At 72.4% G+C, this 23,262-nt stretch carries 25 protein-coding genes and 1 tRNA gene; 8 read left to right on the top strand and 18 right to left on the bottom strand.

What is annotated here, in order from left to right; genetic code table 11:
• Positions 1-96: 96 nt before the first annotated feature.
• The 7 genes from G339_RS0101695 to G339_RS0101670 form a co-directional block, all read right to left on the bottom strand.
• Positions 97-288, bottom strand: coding sequence for a DUF397 domain-containing protein (locus G339_RS0101695; RefSeq protein WP_019629342.1), 192 nt, complete (start codon positions 286-288; stop codon positions 97-99).
• Positions 289-351: 63 nt separating this feature from the next.
• A complete protein-coding gene (locus G339_RS0101690; protein WP_019629341.1) occupies positions 352-543 on the bottom strand; it encodes a DUF397 domain-containing protein in 192 nt (63 codons plus the stop codon).
• Positions 544-605: 62 nt separating this feature from the next.
• Positions 606-797 (bottom strand): DUF397 domain-containing protein, encoded by a 192-nt coding sequence (locus G339_RS0101685; RefSeq protein WP_019629340.1) that lies wholly within the window; start codon positions 795-797, stop codon positions 606-608.
• Between the two features lie 59 nt (positions 798-856).
• Positions 857-1,051, bottom strand: a complete 195-nt coding sequence (locus tag G339_RS37345) for a DUF397 domain-containing protein (RefSeq protein ID WP_084693069.1) — start codon at positions 1,049-1,051, stop codon at positions 857-859.
• Between the two features lie 62 nt (positions 1,052-1,113).
• On the bottom strand, positions 1,114-1,305 hold the full coding sequence (locus G339_RS32240; RefSeq protein ID WP_019629339.1) for a DUF397 domain-containing protein: 192 nt from the start codon (positions 1,303-1,305) through the stop codon (positions 1,114-1,116).
• Positions 1,306-1,370: 65 nt separating this feature from the next.
• A complete protein-coding gene (locus tag G339_RS0101675; RefSeq protein ID WP_019629338.1) occupies positions 1,371-1,562 on the bottom strand; it encodes a DUF397 domain-containing protein in 192 nt (63 codons plus the stop codon).
• Positions 1,550-2,371, bottom strand: coding sequence for a helix-turn-helix domain-containing protein (locus G339_RS0101670; RefSeq protein ID WP_019629337.1), 822 nt, complete (start codon positions 2,369-2,371; stop codon positions 1,550-1,552). The genes G339_RS0101675 and G339_RS0101670 overlap by 13 nt, the downstream gene beginning before the upstream one ends.
• Positions 2,372-2,532: 161 nt before the next feature.
• On the opposite strand from G339_RS0101670, the gene G339_RS38405 reads away from it, so the two are divergent.
• Together G339_RS38405 and G339_RS0101660 are read left to right on the top strand one after the other, a co-directional pair.
• Complete coding sequence (locus G339_RS38405; protein ID WP_019629336.1) at positions 2,533-2,934, top strand: hypothetical protein; 402 nt, start codon at positions 2,533-2,535, stop codon at positions 2,932-2,934.
• A 995-nt stretch (positions 2,935-3,929) separates the two neighbouring features.
• A complete protein-coding gene (locus G339_RS0101660; protein WP_019629335.1) occupies positions 3,930-4,544 on the top strand; it encodes a hypothetical protein in 615 nt (204 codons plus the stop codon).
• Positions 4,545-4,604: 60 nt separating this feature from the next.
• On the opposite strand, the gene rho is transcribed toward G339_RS0101660, so the two are convergent.
• From rho to G339_RS0101625, 7 genes are all read right to left on the bottom strand, one after another.
• Positions 4,605-6,566, bottom strand: a complete 1,962-nt coding sequence (rho, locus tag G339_RS0101655; protein WP_019629334.1) for a transcription termination factor Rho — start codon at positions 6,564-6,566, stop codon at positions 4,605-4,607.
• 418 nt (positions 6,567-6,984) lie between these two features.
• Positions 6,985-7,941, bottom strand: a complete 957-nt coding sequence (gene thrB / locus G339_RS0101650) for a homoserine kinase (RefSeq protein ID WP_019629333.1) — start codon at positions 7,939-7,941, stop codon at positions 6,985-6,987.
• Entirely contained in the window at positions 7,938-9,005 is a 1,068-nt protein-coding gene (thrC, locus tag G339_RS0101645) for a threonine synthase (protein WP_019629332.1), read from the bottom strand. The genes thrB and thrC overlap by 4 nt, the downstream gene beginning before the upstream one ends.
• Positions 9,006-9,069: 64 nt before the next feature.
• Entirely contained in the window at positions 9,070-10,368 is a 1,299-nt protein-coding gene (locus G339_RS0101640) for a homoserine dehydrogenase (protein WP_084693067.1), read from the bottom strand.
• The gene (gene lysA, locus G339_RS0101635; protein WP_026341053.1) at positions 10,365-11,756 is read right to left on the bottom strand and encodes a diaminopimelate decarboxylase; all 1,392 of its coding nucleotides are present in this window, start codon (positions 11,754-11,756) and stop codon (positions 10,365-10,367) included. The genes G339_RS0101640 and lysA overlap by 4 nt, the downstream gene beginning before the upstream one ends.
• Positions 11,757-11,775: 19 nt before the next feature.
• Entirely contained in the window at positions 11,776-12,465 is a 690-nt protein-coding gene (locus tag G339_RS32235) for a DALR anticodon-binding domain-containing protein (protein WP_019629329.1), read from the bottom strand.
• A 21-nt stretch (positions 12,466-12,486) separates the two neighbouring features.
• A complete protein-coding gene (locus G339_RS0101625) occupies positions 12,487-12,849 on the bottom strand; it encodes a response regulator transcription factor (RefSeq protein WP_019629328.1) in 363 nt (120 codons plus the stop codon).
• A 129-nt stretch (positions 12,850-12,978) separates the two neighbouring features.
• Between G339_RS0101625 and G339_RS0101620 the strand changes: the two genes are divergently transcribed.
• Both G339_RS0101620 and G339_RS0101615 read left to right on the top strand, forming a co-directional pair.
• Positions 12,979-13,050, top strand: a tRNA-Arg gene (locus tag G339_RS0101620).
• A gap of 388 nt (positions 13,051-13,438) precedes the next feature.
• Positions 13,439-14,929: a SulP family inorganic anion transporter gene (locus G339_RS0101615; RefSeq protein ID WP_051107753.1), complete on the top strand. Its 1,491-nt coding sequence runs from the start codon at positions 13,439-13,441 to the stop codon at positions 14,927-14,929.
• 7 nt (positions 14,930-14,936) lie between these two features.
• Here G339_RS0101615 and G339_RS0101610 read toward each other — a convergent pair whose 3' ends face one another.
• Positions 14,937-15,548 (bottom strand): TetR/AcrR family transcriptional regulator, encoded by a 612-nt coding sequence (locus tag G339_RS0101610; protein WP_019629326.1) that lies wholly within the window; start codon positions 15,546-15,548, stop codon positions 14,937-14,939.
• Between the two features lie 109 nt (positions 15,549-15,657).
• Here G339_RS0101610 and G339_RS0101605 point away from each other — a divergent pair, with 109 nt between their 5' ends.
• Positions 15,658-17,022 (top strand): MFS transporter, encoded by a 1,365-nt coding sequence (locus G339_RS0101605; protein ID WP_019629325.1) that lies wholly within the window; start codon positions 15,658-15,660, stop codon positions 17,020-17,022.
• A 15-nt stretch (positions 17,023-17,037) separates the two neighbouring features.
• On the opposite strand, the gene G339_RS0101600 is transcribed toward G339_RS0101605, so the two are convergent.
• Positions 17,038-17,436, bottom strand: coding sequence for a MerR family transcriptional regulator (locus G339_RS0101600; RefSeq protein WP_019629324.1), 399 nt, complete (start codon positions 17,434-17,436; stop codon positions 17,038-17,040).
• Positions 17,437-17,510: 74 nt separating this feature from the next.
• Here G339_RS0101600 and G339_RS36300 point away from each other — a divergent pair, with 74 nt between their 5' ends.
• Entirely contained in the window at positions 17,511-19,163 is a 1,653-nt protein-coding gene (locus G339_RS36300) for a protein kinase domain-containing protein (protein WP_084693066.1), read from the top strand.
• Between the two features lies 1 nt (position 19,164).
• On the opposite strand, the gene G339_RS0101590 is transcribed toward G339_RS36300, so the two are convergent.
• Together G339_RS0101590 and G339_RS32225 are read right to left on the bottom strand one after the other, a co-directional pair.
• Entirely contained in the window at positions 19,165-20,367 is a 1,203-nt protein-coding gene (locus G339_RS0101590; protein ID WP_026341051.1) for a cytochrome P450 family protein, read from the bottom strand.
• A gap of 72 nt (positions 20,368-20,439) precedes the next feature.
• Complete coding sequence (locus tag G339_RS32225) at positions 20,440-21,321, bottom strand: DMT family protein (protein ID WP_019629322.1); 882 nt, start codon at positions 21,319-21,321, stop codon at positions 20,440-20,442.
• A gap of 105 nt (positions 21,322-21,426) precedes the next feature.
• Here G339_RS32225 and G339_RS0101580 point away from each other — a divergent pair, with 105 nt between their 5' ends.
• Positions 21,427-21,807 (top strand): hypothetical protein, encoded by a 381-nt coding sequence (locus tag G339_RS0101580; RefSeq protein WP_019629321.1) that lies wholly within the window; start codon positions 21,427-21,429, stop codon positions 21,805-21,807.
• A gap of 107 nt (positions 21,808-21,914) precedes the next feature.
• Positions 21,915-23,237, top strand: a complete 1,323-nt coding sequence (locus tag G339_RS0101575; RefSeq protein ID WP_019629320.1) for an esterase-like activity of phytase family protein — start codon at positions 21,915-21,917, stop codon at positions 23,235-23,237.
• Positions 23,238-23,262 lie beyond the last annotated feature (25 nt).

Raw genomic sequence — 23,262 nt, 5'->3', positions numbered from 1 at the left:
ACCGCTCCACCCGGGCCAGCACTTCTTCCACAGGCTGGGACCGCAGGTCGACCGCATCGCGTGTCGGTGCAGAAGGCATCAGAGTCATCCGGCGGGTCAGAGATCGTAGTCGCCGTGTTTCACGGCTGCGATGAACGCGGCGGCTTCGGGGAGCGGGATTCGGTGGTGAGGGGCTTCGGGGTCCTTGCTGTCGCGGGCGTGGAGGGTGTTCGCCTCACGGGCCAGCTCCACGCATTCGCCGCCGTTGATGTTGCTGCGGGTGGACTTACGCCAGGTGAGAGAGGGCATCGCTTTACCAGTCTTCCTGCGCGGGAGGCCGGGCGGACGGGGTGACCCGCCCAGCCAACGGGGTCACAGGTCGTACGTACCCCGCTTCACCGCCGCAATGAACGCAGCGGCCTCCGCGATCAGGAGACGGTGCCTGGGGCCTTCCGGGTCCTTGCTGTCTCGGGCGTAGAACGTCCCCGCAGCGCGAGCAACCTCCACACACTCGTTGTTGCTGAACCCGCTGCGGGTGCTCTTGCGCCAGGTCAGGTCGAACATCGCTTCACCGGTCTTCCTGTGAGGGCCGGACGGGACGGGGCGATCCGCCCGACCGGGGGGAGTCACAGGTCGTACATACCCCGCTTCACCCCCGCGATGAACGCGGCGGCTTCGGGTAGTGGGATGCGGTGATGGGGAGCTTCGGGGTCCTTGCTGTCACGGGCGTGGAGGGTGTTCGCCTCGCGGGCCAGCTCCACGCACTCGCCGCCGTTGATGTTGCTGCGGGTGGACTTACGCCAGCTTAAAGAGGACATCGTGTCTCCGGCCTTCCTGTGGGGGCTGGGCGGGACGGGGCGACCCGCCCAGCCGGGGGTCACAGGTCGTACCTACCCCGCTTCACCGCCGCGATGAACGCGGCGGCCTCGGGCAGCGGGAGACAGTGTCGAGGGCCGTCCGGGTCCTTGCTGTCTCGGGTGTAGAACGATCCCGCAGCGCGAGCGACCTCCACACATTCTGCATTCTTCACGAAACTGCTGCGAAGACTCTTGCGCCAGACCAGGTCGGGCATCGCTTCACCGGTCTTCCCGTGAGAGCTGGGCGGGACAGGGCGACCCGCCCGACCGGGGGGAGTCACAGGTCGTACATACCCCGCTTCACCGCCTCGATGAACGCGGCGGCCCCGGGAAGTGACAGGGCGTGCTGAGGGTCGTCCGTGGCCTTGCTGTCGCGGGCATAAAAAACGTTCGCAGCGCGGGCCAACTCCACGCAGTTGCCGCCGTTGATGTTGCTGCGCTTCGCTTTACGCCAGGTCAGAGTGTCCATTGCCGCGCTGGCCTTCCTGTTCGGAGAGGCTGGGCGGGACGGGGCGGCCCACCCAGCCAACGGGGTCACAGGTCGTATGTACCCCGCTTCACCGCCTCGATGAACGAGGCGGCCTCAGCGATCGGAAGGCTGTGCCGGGGGCCGTCCGGGTCCTTGCTGTCGCGGGTGTAGAAGGTCCCCGCAGCGCGAGCAACCTCCACGCAATCATTGTTGTTGAACCCGCTGCGGGTGCTCTTGCGCCAGGTCAGAGTGTCCATTGCGTTGCCACGTCCTTCATGAGCTTGAGCGATGCCGAGCGCGACAGCGCTTCGGCTCGCAGTGATTCCCAGCGGTTCCTGATCATGGCCACGTGTCCCGGATCTTCGACTACATGGCCACTGAGTGTCGTGTCAAGGAAGGCAATCTCCTCGCCATCGAGCGTGGCGAGAGTAAACGGCCCACCGAATCCAGCGTACCCGCCGACTTCGTCCGGGACGATCTGGACCCTGACGTGCGAAAGTTCGCACATCTCGATCAGGTGTTCCACCTGCTCACGCATAATGGCAACGCTCTTCATCACTCGACGGATTACGCCTTCGTCCAGAATTGCGACATACATCGGCGGCTTGTTGCCGGTCAAGATCTTCTTGCGTTCAATGCGGGCCAGCGTTCGAGTATCGATCTCCTCATCTGAAGCAGTAGGCAACCCAAGCCGAAGCACGGCACGGGCGTACTCCTGGGTCTGCAACATCCCGGGCATGAACGAAAGCTGGAAGGTGTTGAGTCCGGACGCGCTCTCCTCGATCCCACGCCAGCGGTTCACGAAGTCCGGCACCGACTCTCGGATCACGAGTTCCTTGTAGAGCCGCAGAAGCGCCCCACTGGTATCCATCACGTTGTCGCACGCCTGGATGAACTCGGGCTTGGGCTGGCGCTGAGCGGTCTCGACCATGCTGACCATCGACGGCGAGTAATTGATCTTTGCGGCGAGTTCCTCCTGGGTGAGGTTGCGGTGTTCGCGCCAGGCGATCAGCTCGTTGGCAAGGTACTGCAGCCAGGTCGGGCGGTTGTTGGGGTTGGCGCTCATGCTTCCTCACACCTTTCTCACAGGCGGACCGGGGGAGACACACGGTCACGAGTGGCGGACGAAACGTGTTCCTCCGCGCTGAGCGTCAGGGTAGACAGATCCCACGAGCAGGCACCAGACGTATCCGAGAAGTTCGTTAATTGATTTCGAGGAGAGTCATCGTGAATACGGAAGAATCGGACCTTCGCGCCATTTGGCCCGGGTGGAGTTTCTGGACGAGTCGCCACGGCGTCCTGCTGTGCGCGACGCGGCGGCGGGCGCTCAGCGACCGGGAGACCCGGCGCGGCCTCGCGCGCACGCTCATCGCCGACGACCCCGCCGACCTGCGCGCCCAGCTCGACGCGCAGGAGGCCATCGAACTCGCCCACGCCGATCCCCGCGCCCGCGCCCGCACCGACGCCCGCACCGGCGCCCACCACGGGGCGGCGGACCCGGCGGGACCGCGCCGCGACCACCGCGACACGGCCGGACCCGCGCCCGCCCGTCGCGGGTCGGCCGACCCCGTCCCCGCGCCCCACGGTCCCGCCGCGCCCGCGCCCGCGCCCACGCCCGCGCCCGCCTGACGACGGCCCGCCCGTCCGTCCGACAACGACACGTCCGCCCGACAACGACGCACCCGACTCATGTCCGCACGACAGCCGCACGCCCGACCATGTCCACCCGACAGCGGCACGCCCGACTCGCGCCCGCCCCACGGCGGCGCAGCCGACCGGCGACGGCGCGACCGACCCGCGCCGACCGGCGAAAGCACGGCCGAACCGCGCGACGCCGACCGCGACGCGCATCCGACCGGCGGCGCGGAGAGCGTCCGCACGACGCACGATCCGCGTCCACACGACGGCATGACCCCACGTCCACACAACGGCACGACCCGCGTCCGCGCGGAGGGACGTGAACCGCGTCCACGGAGGTGCGCGACCCGCATCCGCGCAATGGCGCGCGGTCCGCGTCCGCACGAAGATGCGCGAGCCGCGTCCGCACGATGGCGCGCGACCCGCATCCGAGGTGCGCGAACCGCGTTTGCACGGCGGTGCGCGACCCGCGGCCGAGCGGCGGCGCGCGAGCTGCGTCCACACGGCGGTGCGCGAGCTGCGTCCGCACGGGGGCGCGCGACCCGCGTCCGCGCGACGGTGCGCGACCCGCGTCCGCGCGATGGCACGCGACCCGCATCCGCACGACGGTGCGCGACCCGCATCCGCACGATGGCACGCGGACCGCACCCGCGCGGCCGGGCGCGAACCGCGTCTGCGCAGCGGTGCGCGTGCGGTCGCCGCGCGGCGGTGCGTGGCCGCGCGGCGGTGCGTGGGCGGCGGCTGCACAGCGGTGCGTGGGCGGTGGCCGTGTGGCGGTGCGTGGTGGTGTCCGAGACCCGGCGGGGACCGGTGTGGCCGCGCGGGTCGGCCCCTACGCGCGGACCGGCCCCGACCGGCGGGGCGGCCCCGGAGGAGTTCCGTCCATTGGCCTCCGGGGCCGCTCCGCATCAGTTCCCGCCGCGATTCCAGCCAGCCGCGCGTCCGCGCGCGGAAATCTCCTCAGCCAGACAGGGACTCCCCCCCCCATGCCTTCCCCACAGCAGTCCACTCCCGCCGCGAGCGCGCGTTGGGGCGTCGTCCCCTTCATCACCGCGTGGTCGTCGGAAGAGGCTCCCCCGGCCACGATCATTTCTGGCGAACGCGGGATCGCCTACGCCGACGAGACCGTCCTCGACCGCGACCGCCACGGCGTCCTGTGGGCGCGCAACACCTCCAGTCCCGGCGTCGGCCGCCCGCTGTTCAAGAACGTCCACCACCTGCGGCAGCGCCGCGCCATGCGCCGGCTCCTCTGCCAGGTCTGCGGCACGCCGTGCGGGACGGACGCCCGCTGGCTGCTGTCGGCCGCCGAGTACCGCGAGGACCCGTGGCCCTCTCCCGTCCTCACCTCGCACCCGCCCGTGTGCCCGGACTGCGTGGACCGCTCCGTCCGGCTCTGCCCGCACCTGCGCGACGGCCACGTCGCGCTCACCGCCGACCGTCCCCGGCCCGCCGCCGTCTCGGGCATCCTGTACCACCCGACGATCCTCGGCCCCGCCCCGATGCGGCGCGCCACCCTCACCTTCGACGACCCGCTGCTGCCCTGGCTCCGGGCCGCGCAGCTCCACATGCGCTTGGACGACTACCGCGTCCTCGCGCCCTGAACCCGCGCGGAAACGCTGAACGCCCCGCCCGGAAACCCGGACGGGGCGTTCAGCGGTCGGTCAGCGGTCGTCGCTGATCGTCGTCTTCTGCACCTGGAGCATGAACTCCGCGTTGGACTTGGTCTCCTTCATCTTCTCGATGAGGAGTTCCAGCGCCTGCTGGGTGTCCAGCGCGTGGAGCACCCGGCGGAGCTGCCACACGATGCGCAGCTCCTCCGGCGCCATGAGGATCTCCTCCTTGCGGGTGCCGGACGCGTCCACGTCCACCGCCGGGAAGATCCGCTTGTCCGCCAGGGACCGGTTGAGCTTCAGCTCCATGTTGCCGGTGCCCTTGAACTCCTCGAAGATGACCTCGTCCATCCGGGAGCCGGTCTCCACCAGCGCCGTCGCGAGGATCGTCAGCGAGCCGCCGTTCTCGATGTTGCGCGCCGCGCCGAAGAACCGCTTGGGCGGGTACAGCGCCGTGGAGTCCACACCGCCGGACAGGATGCGGCCCGACGCGGGCGCCGCCAGGTTGTACGCCCGGCCCAGGCGGGTGATCGAGTCGAGCAGGACGACGACGTCGTGGCCCAGCTCCACCAGCCGCTTGGCCCGCTCGATCGCCAGTTCCGCGACCGTGGTGTGGTCCTCGGCGGGGCGGTCGAACGTCGAGTGGATGACCTCGCCCTTCACCGACCGCTGCATGTCGGTGACCTCTTCGGGCCGCTCGTCCACCAGCACCACCATCAGGTGGCACTCGGGGTTGTTCTTGGTGATCGCGTTGGCGATGGCCTGCAGCACCATCGTCTTGCCCGCCTTCGGCGGCGAGACGATCAGCCCGCGCTGGCCCTTGCCGATCGGCGACACCAGGTCGATGATCCGCGTCGTCAGGACGGTGGAGTCCGACTCCAGGCGCAGCCGCTCCTGCGGGTACAGCGGCGTCAGCTTGGAGAAGTCGACGCGGCCCTTGGCCTGGTCGGGCTCCATCCCGTTGACGGTGTCGAGCCGGACGAGCGCGTTGAACTTCTCGCGCCGCTCGCCCTCGCGGGCCTGCCGGACCGCGCCGGTGATGACGTCGCCCTTGCGCAGCCCGTTCTTGCGGACCTGCGCGAGCGAGACGTACACGTCGTTCGGGCCGGGCAGGTAGCCGGTCGTGCGGACGAACGCGTAGTTGTCGAGGATGTCGAGGATGCCCGCGACGGGGATCAGGACGTCGTCCTCGGTGACCACGGGCTCCTCGAAGCGCTCGCGGCCGCCCCGGCCCCGGTTGCGCTCGCGGAACCGGCGGCCGCGCCGCCCGCGGTTCCCCGCGTCGTCGTCGTCCCCCGGACCGCCGGGCTGGCCGCCGCCGGTGTTCTGGCCGCCGCGCTGGCGGCCCTGCTGGTCGCCGCCCCGGTCGCCGCCGCGCTCGCCGCGGTCGCGGTCGCGACCGCCGCGCGTGCGCTGCCGCCCGCCGCCCTCGCCGCGCTGGTTCTGCTGGCCCTGCTGCCGGTCCTGCCGCTCCTGCTGGCCGGACTCGCCGTCCTCGCCCTCGGCGCGGTTGCGGCGGCCCTGCTGCTGCTCGCGGGGCTCGCGCTGCTCGCGGTCGCCCTGCGCCTTGTCGGCGCGCGTCTCACCACGGGCCTCACCACGGGTCGCCTTCTCGGGCTTGGCGGGCTGCTCGGCGTCGATGCTCGTCTGCACGGCGCTGGCCTCTCCGGTGGTCGCCTTCTCCGCGGTCGCCGCCTTCTCCGGGGCCGCGGTCGCGGTGTCCCGCTTGGCCGCGGCGCGGGTGCGCCGCGGACGCTCGGCCGGAGCGTTCCCAGCGCCCTGCTCGCCCGCCGAGCCCTGCGCGCCGCCCTGCCGGTCCTGGATGGCGGCGATGAGCTGGCTCTTGCGCATCCCGGTCGTGCCGGTGATGCCGAGGTCGGACGCGAGCTTGCGCAGCTCGGGCAGCACCATCGCCGTCAGGCCGGTGCCCGTCCGGCGGCGCCGGGGGGCGGCGGGCTCGGCGTCCGGAGCCGGTGCGGTGGCGTCCGTCAGGACTTCGCTGGATTCGCTCACTAAGGGTCCTTCCCAGGGAGCGGGCGTTGGCCGGCGATCGGCCAGTCAACCCGGTGGTGCGGCCCGGCGGGGGCGCCGAGTCGGGCTACGCCGGTCGCGGTGGGACCGTTGCCGGCGATTTGGTGGCATGGCCAGATGGTGGACGGGACGGGTTGCTCGCAGATTCTCCCAGTACCGCCACGTCCGCAGTTTCGGTGGAATGCCGGACAACGGGTTGTCACGGTCTTGGGAAGCCGGGTACGCGTGACCCACGCGGAGTGACGCACGGCTGACGAGCACACAGCCCCGAACGGGGCATCTGGTGCGGCATTCAGCCTAACATCACCAGGGCGCACTGCTATTCCCCAGAGGTCGTTGTGTTCGCATTTTACCTGGCGGATCGCGGTGTCCCGCCGACCCGCGCCCGGCCCGAGCCGGCTCAGGTCCAGGCGCCGGTCACGCCCGGTCGGACGCGCACGCCGCGGGGGGCGACGTCCAACCGGTACACGTGCCAGCCATTACCCGCTTCCCCATCTATCGAATCAAGTCGTGATGCGGTTGTGAAGGCCAGGACAGTAGGTCCTGCCCCGGAAATGACCGCCGGGACGCCCGCTTCCCGCAGCCGCGCGACGAGCGCCGCCGATTCCGGCATCGCGGGCGCGCGGTAATCCTGGTGCAGCCGGTCCTCGGTGGCGTCCAGGAGCACCGAGGCGTCCAGTCCGCCGGTGAGCGCGGCGACGAGCAGCGCGGCCCGGCCCGCGTTGGCGGCGGCGTCGCCGTGCGGGACGGTGTCGGGCAGCAGCCCGCGCGCCCGCTCGGTCGGCACCCGGTGCTCGGGGACGAAGACCGTGACGCCGTCGACCGCCGGGTCGAGCCGGACCAGGCGCGGCCCGTCCGGCGTCGTCCACGCGACCGTCAGGCCGCCCGCCACGCACGGCGCGACGTTGTCGGGATGCCCTTCGATGTCGGTGGCGAGGCGCAGCGCGGCGTCGTCGCCGAACAGCGCGCCGTGCGGGTGCAGGGTGCGCGCCGCCGCGATCCCCGCGACGATCGCCGCCGACGACGAGCCGAGGCCCCGGCTGTGCGGGACGCGGTTCACGCACGTCAAGCGCACGCCCGCGACGTCGCCCAGCGCCTTCGGCGCGAGCGCGTCGATCTCGGCGAGCGCGCGCCGCAGCACCTTGACGATCAGGTGGTGCTCGCCCCGGTCCGCGACCTCCGCGCCCTCGCCGGACACCTCGATCGCGACGCCGGAGAAGTCCGTCCCCGCCGGGTCGATCTCGACGGTGACCTCGTCGCGCAGTTCCAGCGCGAGGCCGAGGGAGTCGAAGCCGGGCCCGAGGTTCGCGCTCGTCGCCGGGGCCTCGACGGTGACCGGCTCCGGCCGCGCGGTCACGTCAGGCCCAGCGCCGACGCCGCCGAGTGCGCGTCGACCTTGACGGTCGTCGGCGCAGGAGCGCCGGAGATCGCCCAGTCGGGGTCCTTGAGGCCGTTTCCGGTCACCGTGCAGACGATCTTGGAGCCGCGCTCCACCACGCCGTTCTGGACGGCCTGGAGCAGCCCGGCCACGCTCGCCGCCGACGCGGGCTCGACGAACACGCCCTCCTCGGCGGCCAGCAGCCGGTACGCGGCGAGGATCTGCCGGTCGGTGACCGAGTCGATCGCGCCGCCGGACTCGTCGCGCGCGGCGATGGCCAGGTCCCACGAGGCGGGGTTGCCGATGCGGATCGCGGTCGCGATGGTCCGCGGGTTCAGCACCGGCTCGCCCTTGACGAACGGGGCCGCGCCGGACGCCTGGAAACCCAGCATCCGGGGCGTGCGGGACGCGACGGAGCCCGCCGCGTACTCCTTGTAACCCATCCAGTAGGCGGAGATGTTCCCCGCGTTCCCGACGGGCAGGCAGTGGACGTCCGGGGCGTCGCCGAGCGCGTCCACGATCTCGAACGCGGCGGTCTTCTGCCCCTGCAGCCGGTACTTGTTGACCGAGTTGACCAGCGCGACCGGGTAGTCCACCGACAGCTTGCGGGCCAGTTCCAGGCAGTCGTCGAAGTTCCCGTCCACCTGGAGCAGCCGCGCGCCGTGGACGAGCGCCTGCGCCAGCTTGCCCATCGCGATCTTGCCCTGCGGGACGAGCACCGCGCACGTCATGCCCGCGCGCACCGCGTACGCGGCGGCCGACGCCGACGTGTTGCCGGTGGAGGCGCAGATCACCGCCTTCGCGCCGTCCTCGGCCGCCTTGCTGATGGCCATCGTCATCCCGCGGTCCTTGAACGAACCGGTGGGGTTGGCGCCCTCCACCTTGAGGTACACCTCGCAGCCGGTGAGCTGCGACACCCGCTGCGCCGGGACGAGCGGCGTGCCGCCCTCCAGCAGGGTGATGACCGGCGTCTCCGCCGTCACCGGCAGCCGGTCGCGGTACTCCTCGATGAGGCCGCGCCAGGCGCGGGCGGTCGCGTTCACTCGATCTCCTCGGATGACCTGCGGTCTTGCGGGCAAGTGTAAAGGCAGGGGCAAGGCCGCGCGGCTACTCGTCGCCCTCGACGCGCATGACGCTGGCGACCCGGCGGACGCTGTCGAACTCGCGCAGCGTCTCGACCGTCGCCGACAGGGCCGCGTCGGACGCCCGGTGGGTGACGATGACGAGCTGCGCGTCGTCCCCCGAGCCCTCCTGGCGGACGGCCTGGATCGACACGCCGTTGCGCGCGAACTCCTCCGCGACGGTCGCCAGCACGCCGGACCGGTCGGCCACGTCGAGCTGCACGTAGTAGCGGGTGACGGTCTCCCCCATCGGCAGGACGGGCAGCGACGCGTACGTCACCTCGACCGGCCCCGGCGTGCCCGCCACCTTGTTGCGGGCGACGGCGACGAGGTCCCCGAGGATCGCCGACGCGGTCGGGGCCCCGCCCGCGCCCGCGCCGTAGAACATCAGCGACCCCGCCGACTGCGCCTCGACGAACACCGCGTTGTACGCCTCGCGGACGCTGGCGAGCGGATGGCTGCGCGGGATCATCGCCGGGTAGACGCGCACCGAGACGCCCCGGTCCACGCCGTCGCCGCCGGGGACGCGCTCGCAGATGGCCAGCAGCTTGACGACGCTGTCCATCTCCTTCGCGCCCGCGACGTCGGCGGCGGACACCTCGGTGATGCCCTCGCGGTGGACGTCCGCGGCCGTCACCGGCGTGTGGAACGCGAGCTGCGCGAGGATCGCGGCCTTGGCGGCGGCGTCGAAGCCCTCCACGTCGGCCGTCGGGTCGGCCTCGGCGTAGCCCAGCTCCTGCGCCTCCTCCAGGGCCTCCTCGAAGCCCGCGCCGTGCGTGTCCATCTGGTCGAGGATGTAGTTCGTCGTGCCGTTGACGATGCCGAGCACGCGCTGCACCCGGTCCCCGACGAGGGATTCCCGCAGCGGGCGCAGCAGCGGGATCGCGCCCGCCACCGACGCCTCGTAGTACAGGTCCGCGCCGGACTCGCGGGCGGCGGCGAACAGCGTCGCGCCGTCCTCCGCCAGCAGCGCCTTGTTCGCGGAGATGACCGACTTGCCGGTCTTCATCGCGGCGAGCAGCAGCGACCGGGCGGGCTCGATGCCGCCGATCACCTCGATCACGATGTCCACGTCGTCGCGGGTGACGAGCCCCTCGGCGTCCGTCGTCAGCAGCTTCGGATCGACCCCCGCGCGGACCCGGTCGGGGCGGCGCACCGCGACCCCGGCCAGCTCCAGCGGGGCGCCCACCCGGGCAGCCAGGTCCGCGCGCTGCTCCTCCAGCAGCCGCACGACCTGGGTGCCGACGACACCGCACCCCAGCAGCGCCACCCGCAACGGTTTCACCCTTCGACCTCCGCATCGAGCCGCAGCAGGTCGTCCGCGGTCTCCCGGCGGACGATGACCCTCGACCTGCCGCTTCGCACCGCCACGACGGCGGGCTTGGGGACATGGTTGTAGTTGCTCGCCATCGAGCGACAGTACGCACCGGTCGCGGCGACGGCCACCAGGTCGCCCGCCGTAAGATCTTCGGGCAACCACAGGTCACGGACGACGATATCGCCGCTCTCGCAGTGCTTTCCGACAAGCCTGCCCAACATGGGCGCGGCATCCGATTCCCGGCTGGCCAGCACGCACGAGTACTCCGCGCCGTACAACGCCGTCCGCAGGTTGTCGCTCATCCCGCCGTCCACCGAGACGTACGTGCGGATGCCCTCGACGTCCTTGACCGTCCCGACCTCGTACACCGTCACGCCGCCCGGGCCGATGATCGCCCGGCCCGGCTCGACCGTCAGCCGCGGCATCGCCAGCCCGTACGCGCGGCACTCGCGCGCCACGATGTCGCGGAGGCTGTCGGCCATCGTCTTGGGGTCGATCGGCTCGTCGCCCGGCGTGTACGCGATGCCGTAGCCGCCGCCGAGGTCCAGCTCCGGCAGCTCCAGGCCGTGCTCGTCGCGGATCGCGACCAGCAGCTCCGCCAGGCGGTGCGCGGCGACCTCGAAACCGTCCGGGTCGAAGATCTGCGACCCGATGTGCGAGTGCAGGCCGACCAGCTCCAGCTCCGGCAGCGCCAGGACGCGGCGGACCGCCTCCAGCGCCGCGCCGGAACTCCGCGAGAACCCGAACTTCTGGTCGTCGTGGGCGGTCGCGATGAACTCATGGGTGTGAGCCTCCACGCCCGTCGTCACGCGCACCATGACCTTCGGCCGCACACCCCGCTCGCGCGCGAGATGGCCGAGCCTGGCGATCTCCTCGAAGGAGTCGACGACGATGTGGCCGACGCCCGCGTCCACCGCCTGCGCCAGCTCCGCCACCGACTTGTTGTTGCCGTGCAGCGTGATCTTCTCCGGCGGGAACCCGGCGCGCAGCGCGACGGCCAGCTCGCCGCCGCTGCACACGTCCAGGCCCAGGCCCTCCTCGTGGACCCAGCGGGCCACCGCCGTGCAGAGGAACGCCTTGCCCGCGTAGTGGACGCTGCCGTCGTGGAACGCCTGCGCGTACTCGCGGGCGCGGGCCCGGACGTCGTCCTCGTCGTACACGTACAGCGGCGTGCCGTACTCGCGCGCCAGGTCCCGGACGTCCACGCCGCCGACCGTCAGCGCGCCGTCCGTCCGGCGCGCGCCGCGCGGCCAGACCTCGTCGGCCAGCGCGTTCAGGTCCGCCGGCGGCGGCACCGGGTGGTCTTCGGGCAGCACGTCCGCGTGCCGTCCGCCCGCAGGATGGACCCTGCTCATCCGCTCATTCCCCCGCTCGTCATATCCGCTCCCGCGGAGTCTCGCCGATCGTTTTCAGTCCGTTGCCCAAGGCGATGCGCGCCGCCCGCGCCAGCGTGACGCGGGCCGCGTGCACCGCCCCGGGTTTCTCGTCGCCCTTCGGCAGCGCGGGACACCGCTCGTGGACGTCGTGGTAGGCGGCGGCGAGCCGCTCCAGACACAAGGCGAACGGGCGGGGGTCCTGTTCCCGTTCGGCCTGCCGCGCGCGGCAGGGAAGATCGGCCACGACCTCGGTGAACCTGCGTTCCTGCGCGGTCTCCGGGGCCGGTGGTCCTTCCTCGACGTGAAGGTCTTCGGCCCAGCGGCCGACCCATGCGGCGCGGGCGTACGCGTACCGGACCTCGAAGCCGGGGTCGCCGAAGACGCGGGGGCCGTCCTTCCACGGCGCCTGCGGAACCTCCGCGGCGGCGTAGGCGTCGCCCTCGGCGAGGACGCCGCTGACGACCCGCGCCGGATCGACGGCGATGACGAGCATTCCGTCGCCCTCGACGCGCTCCACGCCGGGCAGCGCGCGGACGCGCTCGGCCGTGACCTGGGGGTCCAGGCGCAGCCGCAGCGCGAGCGAGGTGGCGTAGACGCCGGGGCCGCGGACGCTCAACGGCACGTCGCGGGGCGCGAGCGCGCCGCCGGCGACCGCCGCGAGCGCGGCGCCCAGCTCGGCAGGGGTCACCCTGGTGAGACTATCTGACCATTATCTGGACACGGCAGCGAGTTTACGGACGGTCTGGATGAGCTGATTCGGGTCGAACGGCTTCGTCACGTAGGCGTCCACGCCGATCTCGTGCCCGCGCCGCACGTCGTGCTCCTGCGCCCGCGCGGTGATCATGACGACGCGGATGCCGCTGGTCTCGGCGTTCTCCCGCAGCCGGCTCGCGGTGACCCAGCCGTCCAGGCGCGGCATCATCACGTCCAGCGTGATCACGTCGGGGCGGACGTCCAGCACGCGGTCCAGGCAGTCCTGCCCGTCCACGGCGGTCTCGACCTCGAAGCCCTCCAACTGGAGGTTGACCGCGATGAGCTGCCGGATGACCTCGTCGTCGTCGACGACCAGCACGCGTCCCAGTGGCTCGCTCACGGCCTCGAAGGTAGCCCACCCCCCGCGCCCCCGCACGCCGAACAAACGAGGTGCGCGACCACCCGCCAGTCCTGGTAGCCTTTTCCCACGCCGCTCACCAGCGGCACCGCCCCCTTAGCTCAGGGGATAGAGCAACGGCCTCCGGAGCCGTGTGCGCAGGTTCGAATCCTGCAGGGGGCACCCCGTAGCGAACGGCCCGAACTCCAGTGTGAGCTGGGGGCGGGCCGTTGGTCGTTTATCGGCGGTGTGGCATCAGCGGCCATGCCGTGTGCCGCATTCCGTGTTCCATTTGTGTTCCGGTCGTTCAGCGCGTCGTCGACGAACTCATGTGCGGCGTTCCCCGGGCGGCGGTGGGCATGCTGGGTCTCGGGGCGGCGGCTGGCGGCCGGTCGGTGAGGTGGTGGAATCCGCAGACTCTCCTGTGACGTTAGGGTAGGGGCGAGTCCGCGATGGTTCGCCGGATGCCGGCCTGTCGTTTCGGCGGTCCGGGTGATCGCCGGGCGTTGGAGTCCTCCCCCGCACGTCGCGCGGGCTTTTCGCCGCTGTCGGCGCATGAATCTGGAGTGTCGTGAGTCTTTCCGCCGTGCTGGCGCGCCGTCCGCGGCCGACGTATCCGATCACCGCGAAGCTCGTGCGGACCGAGGTGCTGTCCGGGCTGGTGGTCGCGTTGGCGCTGATCCCCGAGGCGATCTCGTTCTCGGTCATCGCGGGCGTCGATCCGCGGATCGGGCTGTTCGCGGCCTGCACGATGGCCGTCACGATCTCGGTCGTCGGCGGGCGGCCCGCGATGATCTCGGCGGCGACCGGGGCGGTCGCGCTGGTCGTGGCGCCCGTCGTCCGCGAGCACGGGCTGGGCTACCTGTTCGCGACCGTCGTGCTGGCCGGGGTCTTCCAGATCGCGCTCGGCGCGCTGGGCGTGGCCCGGCTGATGCGGTTCGTGCCGCGCAGCGTGATGGTCGGGTTCGTCAACGCGCTCGCCATCTTGATCTTCATGGCCCAGGTGCCCGAGTTGAAGAACGTGCCGTGGGCCGTTTACCCGCTGGTGGTCGGCGGGCTGGCGCTGATGGTGCTGTTCCCGCGCGTCACCAGGGCCGTTCCCGCGCCGCTGGTGTCGATCGTCATCCTGACCGCCATCACCGTCGCCGCCGGGATCGCCGTGCCGACCGTGGGCGACAAGGGCGCACTGCCGTCCTCGCTGCCGACGCCCGGCGTCCCCGACGTGCCGTTCACCTTCGGCACCCTGACGACGATCGCGCCGTACGCGCTGGCGTTCGCGCTGGTCGGGCTGATGGAGTCGCTGATGACGGCCAAGCTCGTCGACGACATCACCGACACCCCGTCCAACAAGACCCGCGAGTCCATCGGGCAGGGCGTCGCCAACATCGTCACCGGGTTCCTCGGCGGCATGGGCGGCTGCGCGATGATCGGGCAGACGATGATCAACGTCCGCAACGGGGCGCGCACCCGGCTCTCGACGTTCCTGGCCGGGGCGTTCCTGATGACGCTGTGCATCGCCCTCGGCTCCGTCGTCTCCACGATCCCGATGGCCGCGCTCGTCGCCGTCATGGTCCTGGTGTCGGTCGGCACGTTCGACTGGCACTCGGTCAGGCCCGCCACCCTCCGGCGGATGCCGGTCGGGGAGACCGCCGTCATGCTGATCACCGTCGCCGTGGTCGTCGCGACGCACAACCTGGCGATCGGCGTGGTCGTCGGGTCGGTCACCGCGATGGTGGTGTTCGCGCGCCGCGTCGCGCACCTGGTCGAGGTCTCGGCCGTCACCGACCCCGAGGGCGGGCAGGTCGTGTACGCCGTCACCGGAGAGCTGTTCTTCGCGTCCAGCAACGACCTGGTCCACCGGTTCGACTACGCGGGCGACCCCGACCGCGTCGTCGTCGACCTGACCGACGCCCATGTCTGGGACGCCTCCAGCGTCGCCGCGCTCGACGCCGTCACCGCCAAGTACGCCCAGCGCGGCAAGACCGTCGAGATCGTCGGACTCAACGAGGACAGCGCCCGCATGCACGGCACCCTGTCCGGGGAGCTGGCCGGGAGCCACTGACCGAGGCTCACCGGTAGCGGGCGGCGACGGCGGCCAGAACCTGTTCTCGCGCGGCCTCCGGCCCGGTGATGCCGACGAGGACGTAATAGGCCAGCCCTTCGGCGAGCGCGACCAGCGCGACCGCCGCGTCAACGGGATCGGTGCCGGGGACGAGCAGCCCGGCGTCCGCGTCCCGGCCCAGCAGGCCGGCGAGCCGGCGGTGGAGGCGGTCGTACTCGGCGCGCATCCGGTCGGCGATGGCCTCGTCGCTGAGGGCCAGGGCGGTGAACGACTGGCGGACGCGCATGTGCGCCCGCGTCTCGTCGTCGCGGGCGAGGAGCTCGGTCAGCACGGTCGTCAGCACCGACCGGGGCGCGGCCCGGTCGAGATCGTCGCCGACCAAAGACCTGATCCGGGCGGCGCTCACCTCGTTGGACCGCTCGAAGGCCGCCTCCACGAGTCCCTGCTTGGCGGGGAAGTAGTGCTGCACGCGGCCGGGTGAGACGCCCGCCCGCGCGGCGACCTCGGTGAGCGAGACCGCCTGGAGCCCGCGTTCGGCGACGATCGCCAGCACGGCGTCGGCGATCTCCCGCCGCCGCGCCGCGTGCTGCGCGCCCGGTCCCCGGGTCCGCCGGTCCATCGGCCGCCCCCTTTGTTCGATGCGTACACATTGGATTGACCGCCGAGTCTAGCGTCCGTAGCGTGTCGGCAAACGAATGTGCTCACATTGATCTGCCAAGGAGCCGCGCATGGGCAGACACGCGACGTCCTGGCTCGTCCTGGCCTGCGCCGCCCAGTTCATGGTGGTGCTCGACGTCTCGGTGGTGAACGTCGCACTGCCCGCGATCCGCACATCGCTGGACGTCCCGGCCGACCGCCTGCCGTGGGTCGCCGGCGCGTACACGCTCGCGTTCGCCGGGTTCCTGCTGCCGGGCGGACGCCTCGCCGACCTGTACGGCGTCCGGCGCGTCTTCGTCGCGGGCCTCGCCCTGTTCACGCTGCCCAGCCTGGTCGGCGGGCTGGCGGGCGGCCCGGCGTGGCTCATCGCCGCCCGCGCGGCGCAGGGCCTCGGCGCGGCCGTCCTCGCCCCGGCCACGCTGACCGTCCTCACCACGACCTTCGCCGCCGGTCCGGCGCGCACCCGCGCCCTCGCGGTCTGGACGGCGGTCGGGCTCGTCGGCGGGGCCGCGGGGAACCTGCTCGGCGGCGTCCTCACCGTCGCGCTGTCCTGGCGCTGGATTCTGCTGGTCAACGTCCCGCTCGGCGCGGTCGCCGCCGTGCTGGCCGTCCGACTGCCCGCGCGGCGGGGCGGCGGGCGGCCCGGCGGGCTCGATCTTCCCGGCGCGGTCACCGCCACCGCCGGGCTGGCGCTGCTGGCCTACGGCGTCAGGGGCGGCCCGGCGGCGGCCCGCGCCCTGACCGCCGCCGCCGTCCTGATCACGGCGTTCGCGCTCATCGAAGCGCGGGCGGCGCGCGAACCGCTGCTCCCGCCGAGGTTGCTGCGCGTCCGCTCCGTCGCGGTCGGCAACGCGGTGATGCTGCTCACCGGCGCGTGCTTCCAGGTGCCGATGTGGTACTTCCTCACCCTTTACATGCAGGACGTCCTGCACTACTCGGCGCTGCGGACCGGATTCGGCTTCCTCCCCCACACGCTGCTGACCGTGCTCGTCGGGCTGCGGGCGACGCCCCGGCTCATGGAGCGCGTCGACGGGCGGACGCTCGTCATCGCCGGAGCGCTCCTCGCCGCGGCGGGCTTCGCGTGGCAGGCGCGGAGCGGCGGCGGTTACCTCTCGGGCGTGCTCGGCCCCGCCGTCCCGATGTCCCTCGGCGGCGGGCTGCTCACCACGCCGCTCACCGCCATCGCCGCCGCCGGCGTCGAGGAGCGCGACGCCGGGGCCGCGTCCGGGCTGCTGAACACCGCCAAGCAGGTCGGCGGCGCGCTCGGGCTGGCCGTCCTCACCGCCGTCCCGGCGGCGGCGACGCCCGGCACCGCCTTCGGGATGATGGCGGTCGTGATGGTCGGCGCCGCCGCGCTCTCCCTCGCCCTCCCGGCGTCGCCCGACGCGCCGGGCGGTTCACGGGACGGACGTCGCCGGGGTCCCGCAGGCGGGTGATCCGGGCGCCCCGCTTCACGCGCGGTGGCGTCCGAGTGCGTCCGCGAGCGCGCCGGCGAACCCCTCGGCGTCCGCCAGGCGGGCCCGGAGCTCGGCGGTGCGTTCCTCGACCAGGCCGTGGTAGGCGGCCAGCTTCCCGAGCCGCGCCCCGCGGTCGGGCGCGGCGGTCTCCTCGGCCGCCAGCCCGTCCAGGACCTCCAGCAGCTCGCGCATCTCCTCCAGGCTGAACCCGAGCGGCTTCATCCGCATGATCACGTGCAGCCGGGCGACGTCGTCCTCGGTGTAGAGGCGGAACCCGCCCTGCGAGCGGGCCGTCGGCGGGGCGAGGCCGACCTCCCCGTAGTAGCGGATGGTGCGCAGGCTCAGGCCGGTCCGTTCGGCGACCTCGCCGATCTGCATGTGCGTCCGGGCCATCGAGCCCCTCTCACCGATGTCCTCGCGGTGGGGACATCCTAGGGCGATCGGAATCGGGCGTCGGCGCAGGCCACATGCGGACTCGGGCGTCGGCGCCGGCGGATGGGCGGGCGCATTACGCTCGTTCGATGGGTCATCCGCTGCCTTCGGTCATTGGTCGGTACGAGGTGTTGCGTCCGCTGGGGGCGGGCGGGATGGGGGAAGTGTTCCTCGCTCGCGGTGAGGACGGGCGGATGGCCGCCGTGAAGGTCATGCGGGAGCACATCGCCCGGCATCCGCAGGGCCTGCCGCGGTTGCGGCGGGAGATCGAGGCGCTGCGGCGGATTCAGAGTCCGCATGTCGCGCGGATTCTCGACTACGCGCTCGACGGCGCACCGGCGTTCGTCGCCACGCGGTACGTCGAGGGGCTGACGGTCGAGGACGTCGTCGCGCGGCGGGGGGCGTTGGGGTGGGGCGAGCTGCGGCGGTTGGGGGTCGGGTTGGCCCTCGCGCTGCAGAGTCTTCAACAGGTCGACGTGATCCATCGGGACATCAAGCCGAGCAACGTCATGCTGGTCGACGGCGAGCCCGTGGTGATCGACCTCGGGATCGCGTTGGTCGCCGGGATGACTCGGATGACGTACGGCGTCGTCGGGTCGCCCGCGTTCATCGCGCCGGAGGTTCAGGAGGGGCGGACGGCTGAGCGGGCCACGGACGTCTACGGGTGGGGCGTGGTCATGAAGTTCGCGGCCACCGGCGGGGACGATGTGCCGCTCCCCCAGGAGTTCGCGGGCGTGATCGAGGCGGCGCTGGCGCGTGACCCGGCGGCGCGGCCGCAGGCGCACGAGCTGGTCGAGAGGATCGAGAGCGCGCTCGGTCCGGACGCCGTCCGCGAGTCGTACCGGGCCGCGCTGGATCGCGGTGAGCACGGCCGCGCCGAGGCGCTGGCGCGGCAGATCGACGCGCTCGCGCCCGAGTTCCCCGACGCGGCGGACGGCATCCGGCTGCTGCTCGACGCCGCGCGCGACGCCCGCGACCGCGGCGCCCTGGAGCAGACCGAGCGCTGGTACGCGCGCGGGCGGGAGCTGGCCGCCGAGCACGGCGCGCGCGACCTGGAGGGCTGGGCGCTGGACGGCCTGGCCCACTGCGCCCGGCGGCGCGACGACCACGAGCTGGCCGGGCGCTACTCGGCCGAGGCGCTGGGCGTCGGCGTCCAACTCGGCGAACTCGCCATGCAGGCGTGGAGTCTGACGCACCTCGGGCACTGGGCGCGCAGCACCGGCAGGCTGCAGCGCGCGATCGAGCTGTACGGGCGGGCCCGGGACTTCGCCGCCGAGCACGGGCTGCGGGACGTCCAGGGCTGGGCCGGGGACGGGCTCGGCGGCGCGCTGCTGCGGGACGGCCAGCTCGACCGCGCCGCCGAGGTCTTCACCGAGACCCGCGACCTCGCGCTGGAGATCGGCTACCTCGAACTCGTCGCGTGGAGCTGGGACAACCTCGGAAACTGCGCCCTGCGGAAGGACGACCCGGCGGCGGCCGAACCGGCCTACCGGGAGAGCCTGGAGATCGCCCGCAACACCGGCAACCGCACCGTCGAGGGCTGGGCGCTGATCAACCTGGCGCGCTGCCGCAAGGCGCTGCACGACCCGTCCGGCGCCGCCGAGCTGTGCGCCGAGGCCGAACCGATCGCCCGCGACCTCGGGAACAGCGAGATGCTGGCGGAGATCGAGCACGTCCGCCGCGCCTGACTCACTCCAGGTAGACGGGCAGCGCCTCGTGCCCGTTGGAGATGAACCCCGCGTTCGGCCGCAGCTCGGCCGCGGGGACGGCCAGCCGGAGGCCCGGGAAACGTCCGAACAGCGCGGGCAGCGCGACGGCCGCCTCCGCGCGGGCGAGCGGCGCGCCCAGGCAGAAGTGGACGCCGTGGCCGAAGGCCAGGTGCTCCTTGGTGGGCCGGGTGACGTCGAACCGGTCCGGGTCGCCGCCGTTCAGGTCCGGGTGGCGGCCGGCAGCGGCGTAGGCGGCGATGATCGCCTCGCCCCGCCGGATCGTCCGGCCGCCGGGCAGGGCGATGTCCTCGACGGCGTAGCGCAGCGGCAGGTTCGCGACGGGCGCCTCGTACCGCAGGGCCTCCTCGACGGCGTCGCTCCAGGCGGCCCGGCCCTCCCGGACGTGGGCGAGCTGTTCAGGGTCGGCGAGCAGGGCGGCGACGGCCTGGTCGAGCAGGTTGACGGTGGTCTCGTGGCCCGCCGAGATCACGAGCAGGAGCGTGTCCAGGAGTTCCCGCTCGGTGAGGACGGAGCCGTCCTCGTCCCGCGCGTCGATCAGCACGGACGTCATGTCGTCGGCGGGTTGCGCGCGTTTCTCGGCGACGAGCCCGCCGAGCAGCGCGTACAGCTCGCGGGTGTTCGCGGCCTGCTCGTCGCGGGTGAGAGTGGTGTCGAAGACCTTGTCGACCATGCGGCGGAAGCCGGGCCCGGCCTCGGCGGGCAGCCCCATCAGCTCGCTGATCACGGTGATCGGCAGCGGGTAGGCGAAGTGTTCGCGCAGGTCGACGGGCTGGTCGCGGCCGGCGAGGCCGTCCAGCAGGTCCGCGGTGATCCGCTCGATGCGCGGGACGAGCGCGGCCGTCCGGCGGGCGGTGAACGCGGGGCTGACCAGGCGGCGGAGGCGGCGGTGGTCGTCGCCGTACGCGGTGAACATGCTCTGGACGGCGACCCACAGGTCCAGCGGCCAGACGCCGACGATCTCGTCGGGGAACTTCGGCCAGTGCCGGTGCGCGCTCTTGGACACGCGCGGGTCGGTCAGCAGGCGTTTGAGCAGGGCGGGGTCGCTGACGGCCCAGGCTTCGACCCCGAGGACGTCCACCCGGACGGCCGGGCCGCGGGCGCGCAGCTCCGCGTCCTCGGCGTGGCGGTCGCCGCCCATGACGAGTAATGCCTCTCGGTCCACGCGCGCCTCCCGGGCCGAGCGCGTCGGGCCGCGCTCCCGTCCGCAGTGTGACACGGCGGACGCGCGTCCGGGCTAGCCGAATTCGGCCACGCGCTCCTCGGACTCGGCCGACCCGAACCACGCCACCGCGACCGCGCCCGCGACGGCCACGGCGAAGCCGACCGCCGCGAGCCAGGCGAAGCCGGGACGCGACTCGTCGCCCAGCCACAGCACCCCGAGCGCGCCCGGAACGACCGTTTCGCCGACGACCAGCGCGGCCGTCGCCGCGTTCACCGACCCGATCTGCAGCGCGACCGTGTGCAGGTACATGCCGCCGATCCCGGCGACGGCGATGGCGTAGAGGGCGGGGTCGCCGAGGAGTTGCCGCACGTCCAGCGGGTCCGCGCCGTTCAGCACCCGGACGCCGACGCCGACCGCGCCGAACCCCAGCCCGGACAGCAGGCCCGCGATGATCGCGGCGCGCGCGCCGAGCCACCGGACGAGCGCCGTCCCGACCGCGACGAGCAGCACCGACAGCGCGAGCAGCCACCAGTGCGTGCTGATCGCCGTGTGCGGATGGCCCTCGTCCCCGGCCGCCCCGGCGAGCAGGACCAGCGCGCCGCACACGACACCGATCGACGTCCACTCGGCGCGGGTGAGCCGCAGTCCCAGCATGCGGACGCTGAGGAGCGCGGTGACGACCAGGTTCGCGCTGATCACCGTCTGGGACAGGAACAGCGGCAGCAGCCGCGCGGCCAGCGCGCCGAGCCCGAACCCGACCGCGTCCAGCACGGTTCCGACGATGAACTCCCAGGTCACGACCGCTTTTGCGGTGGACGCCAGGCTGGGGCCGCCGTAGCCGGTGGTCCCGTCCGCGCCCTGCCGCGCCGAGCGGCGCGAGCCGACGGCCTGGAGCACCGAGCCGGTGCCGTAGCAGAGCGACGCCGCGACGGCCGTCAGCATGCCGATGAACACCGGTTCCCCTTCCTACGGCTCACCGGAGCCTACGTGTTCGCGGGGCGTGCGAGCGGTTCACATCCCGTACACGCGGCGATCATCCGGGCGGGTGAAAGTTCCGGCATGACCATCATGTCGCTGGTGCGCCTGGCCGCCGGGTCGCTGTTCGCCGTCTCGGCGCTCGCCTCGCCCGCGCACGCCGCGTCCAACGCGACGCCGACGTACGAAGTGAAGATCAACCTGACCTCGGCAGCGCTGGACGCGTCCCACGATCCGACGTCGGCGGTGAAGTCGGCGTTCGGGATCACCGGTTCGGCGGCCGCGCGGTCGGGCATCGAGGTCGTGCCGATCGGCTCCGAGTACGTCGTCGAACTGTCGCTCAAAACGGACGACTACGACGACGCGGCCACGTTGCACAGCGACGCCATCGCCGTCGCGGACGCCCACGGCTGGCTGTACCACGGGGACGTCCTGAAGACGCAGCTCGTGCTCGACCAGTACTGATGACCTGCGAGGTTCCAGACGCGTTCACGGCGCGGCCAGTGCCGGTTCACGCGTTTCGTGGACCGTCTCGGACGTATCTTCACGTCTCGCCGAGGAGCACGACTTTCATGGCACGACCGATCCTTCGCGGGCTGACCGCCGCGGCGCTCGCCGCCGCGCTGCTGACGCCGACCGCCGCCCACGCCGCGCCGTCCGCCGGCCTGCGCGGCACCGTCACGGGCACGGCGACGCTGCCCGACATCCCCCTCGGCGAGTTCTCCAACGCGCTGCTGCCCGGGTCCGTCGCGGACGACCGCGGCGTGGACCTGGGCGGCATCGGCAGCGACCTGTACCCGGCCGGGCGGCCCGGCGAGTTCTGGACCGTCACCGACCGCGGGCCCAACGGGCAGATCAAGGTGGACGGGGCGGACCGGCGGACGTTCCCCGTCCCGGGCTTCGATCCGGCGATCGTCAAGGTGCGGGTCCACGGCAAGCGGCTCGACGTCGTCAAGGCGATCCCGATCCTGACGGCGCACGGCAAGCCGGTGACCGGGCTGTCCAACCAGCCGGGGCGCGACGAGGTGCCCTACGACTACAACGCGTCCACGAAACTGGAGCTGAACCCGAACGGGCTGGACACCGAAGGGATCGTTCCCGCGCACGATGGAACGTTCTGGCTGGTGGACGAGTACAGCCCGTCGCTGGTCCACGTGTCGGCGAAGGGGCGGGTGCTCGCCCGGTACGTCCCGAAGGGGCTGGCGCTGACCGGGGCGGACTACCCGGTGGTCGAGGCGCTGCCGTCGATCTTCCTCGCGCGCAAGGGGAACCGCGGATTCGAGGGGCTGACGGTGCTGCCGGGCGGGGACCTGGTGATCGCGCTGCAGAGTCCGCTGTCGAACCCGTCGAAGGCCGTGGGGAACGCGTCGCGCACGACGCGGCTGCTGCGCTTCTCGCCGCGCCTCCACAAGGTGACGGCCGAGTACGCGTACCGGTTCGACGCGGTGTCGGTCGTGGACCCGTCCGCGACGGACACCAGTGACCTCAAGATCTCGGCGCTGGCGGCGATCGGGCCGGAGACGCTGCTCGTCCAGGAGCGGACGGACAACGCGTTCCGCCTGAACCGGGTCGTGTTGAACCGCCGCAGCAACATCCTCGGGACGCGCTGGGACGCGACCGCCACGACGCCTTCTCTGGAAGCGCTGCCCGACCCTGCCGCCGCCGGTGTTCCGGTCCTGTCCAAGCGGCTCGCGATCGACTTCAACAAGGTCCCGGGCGCACCGAAGAAGGTCGAGGGCATCGCGGTCCTCAACCCGTGGACGGTCGCCGTCATCAACGACAACGACTTCGGGATGACGGACGGTCCGGGCGCCTTCGACGCGAACGGCCGCCTGATCGACAGCGGCGCGCAGACGACGCTGATCACGGTACGGCTGTCGGGCCCGCTGCACTGAGCCCGCGTGGGAACGGCCGGACGCC

Source organism: Actinomadura atramentaria DSM 43919, from assembly GCF_000381885.1.
Classification (GTDB): Bacteria; Actinomycetota; Actinomycetes; order Streptosporangiales; family Streptosporangiaceae; genus Spirillospora; species Spirillospora atramentaria.
The sequence above is the reverse complement of the archived record's forward strand: the minus strand, read 5'-3'. Positions and strand labels throughout refer to the sequence as shown.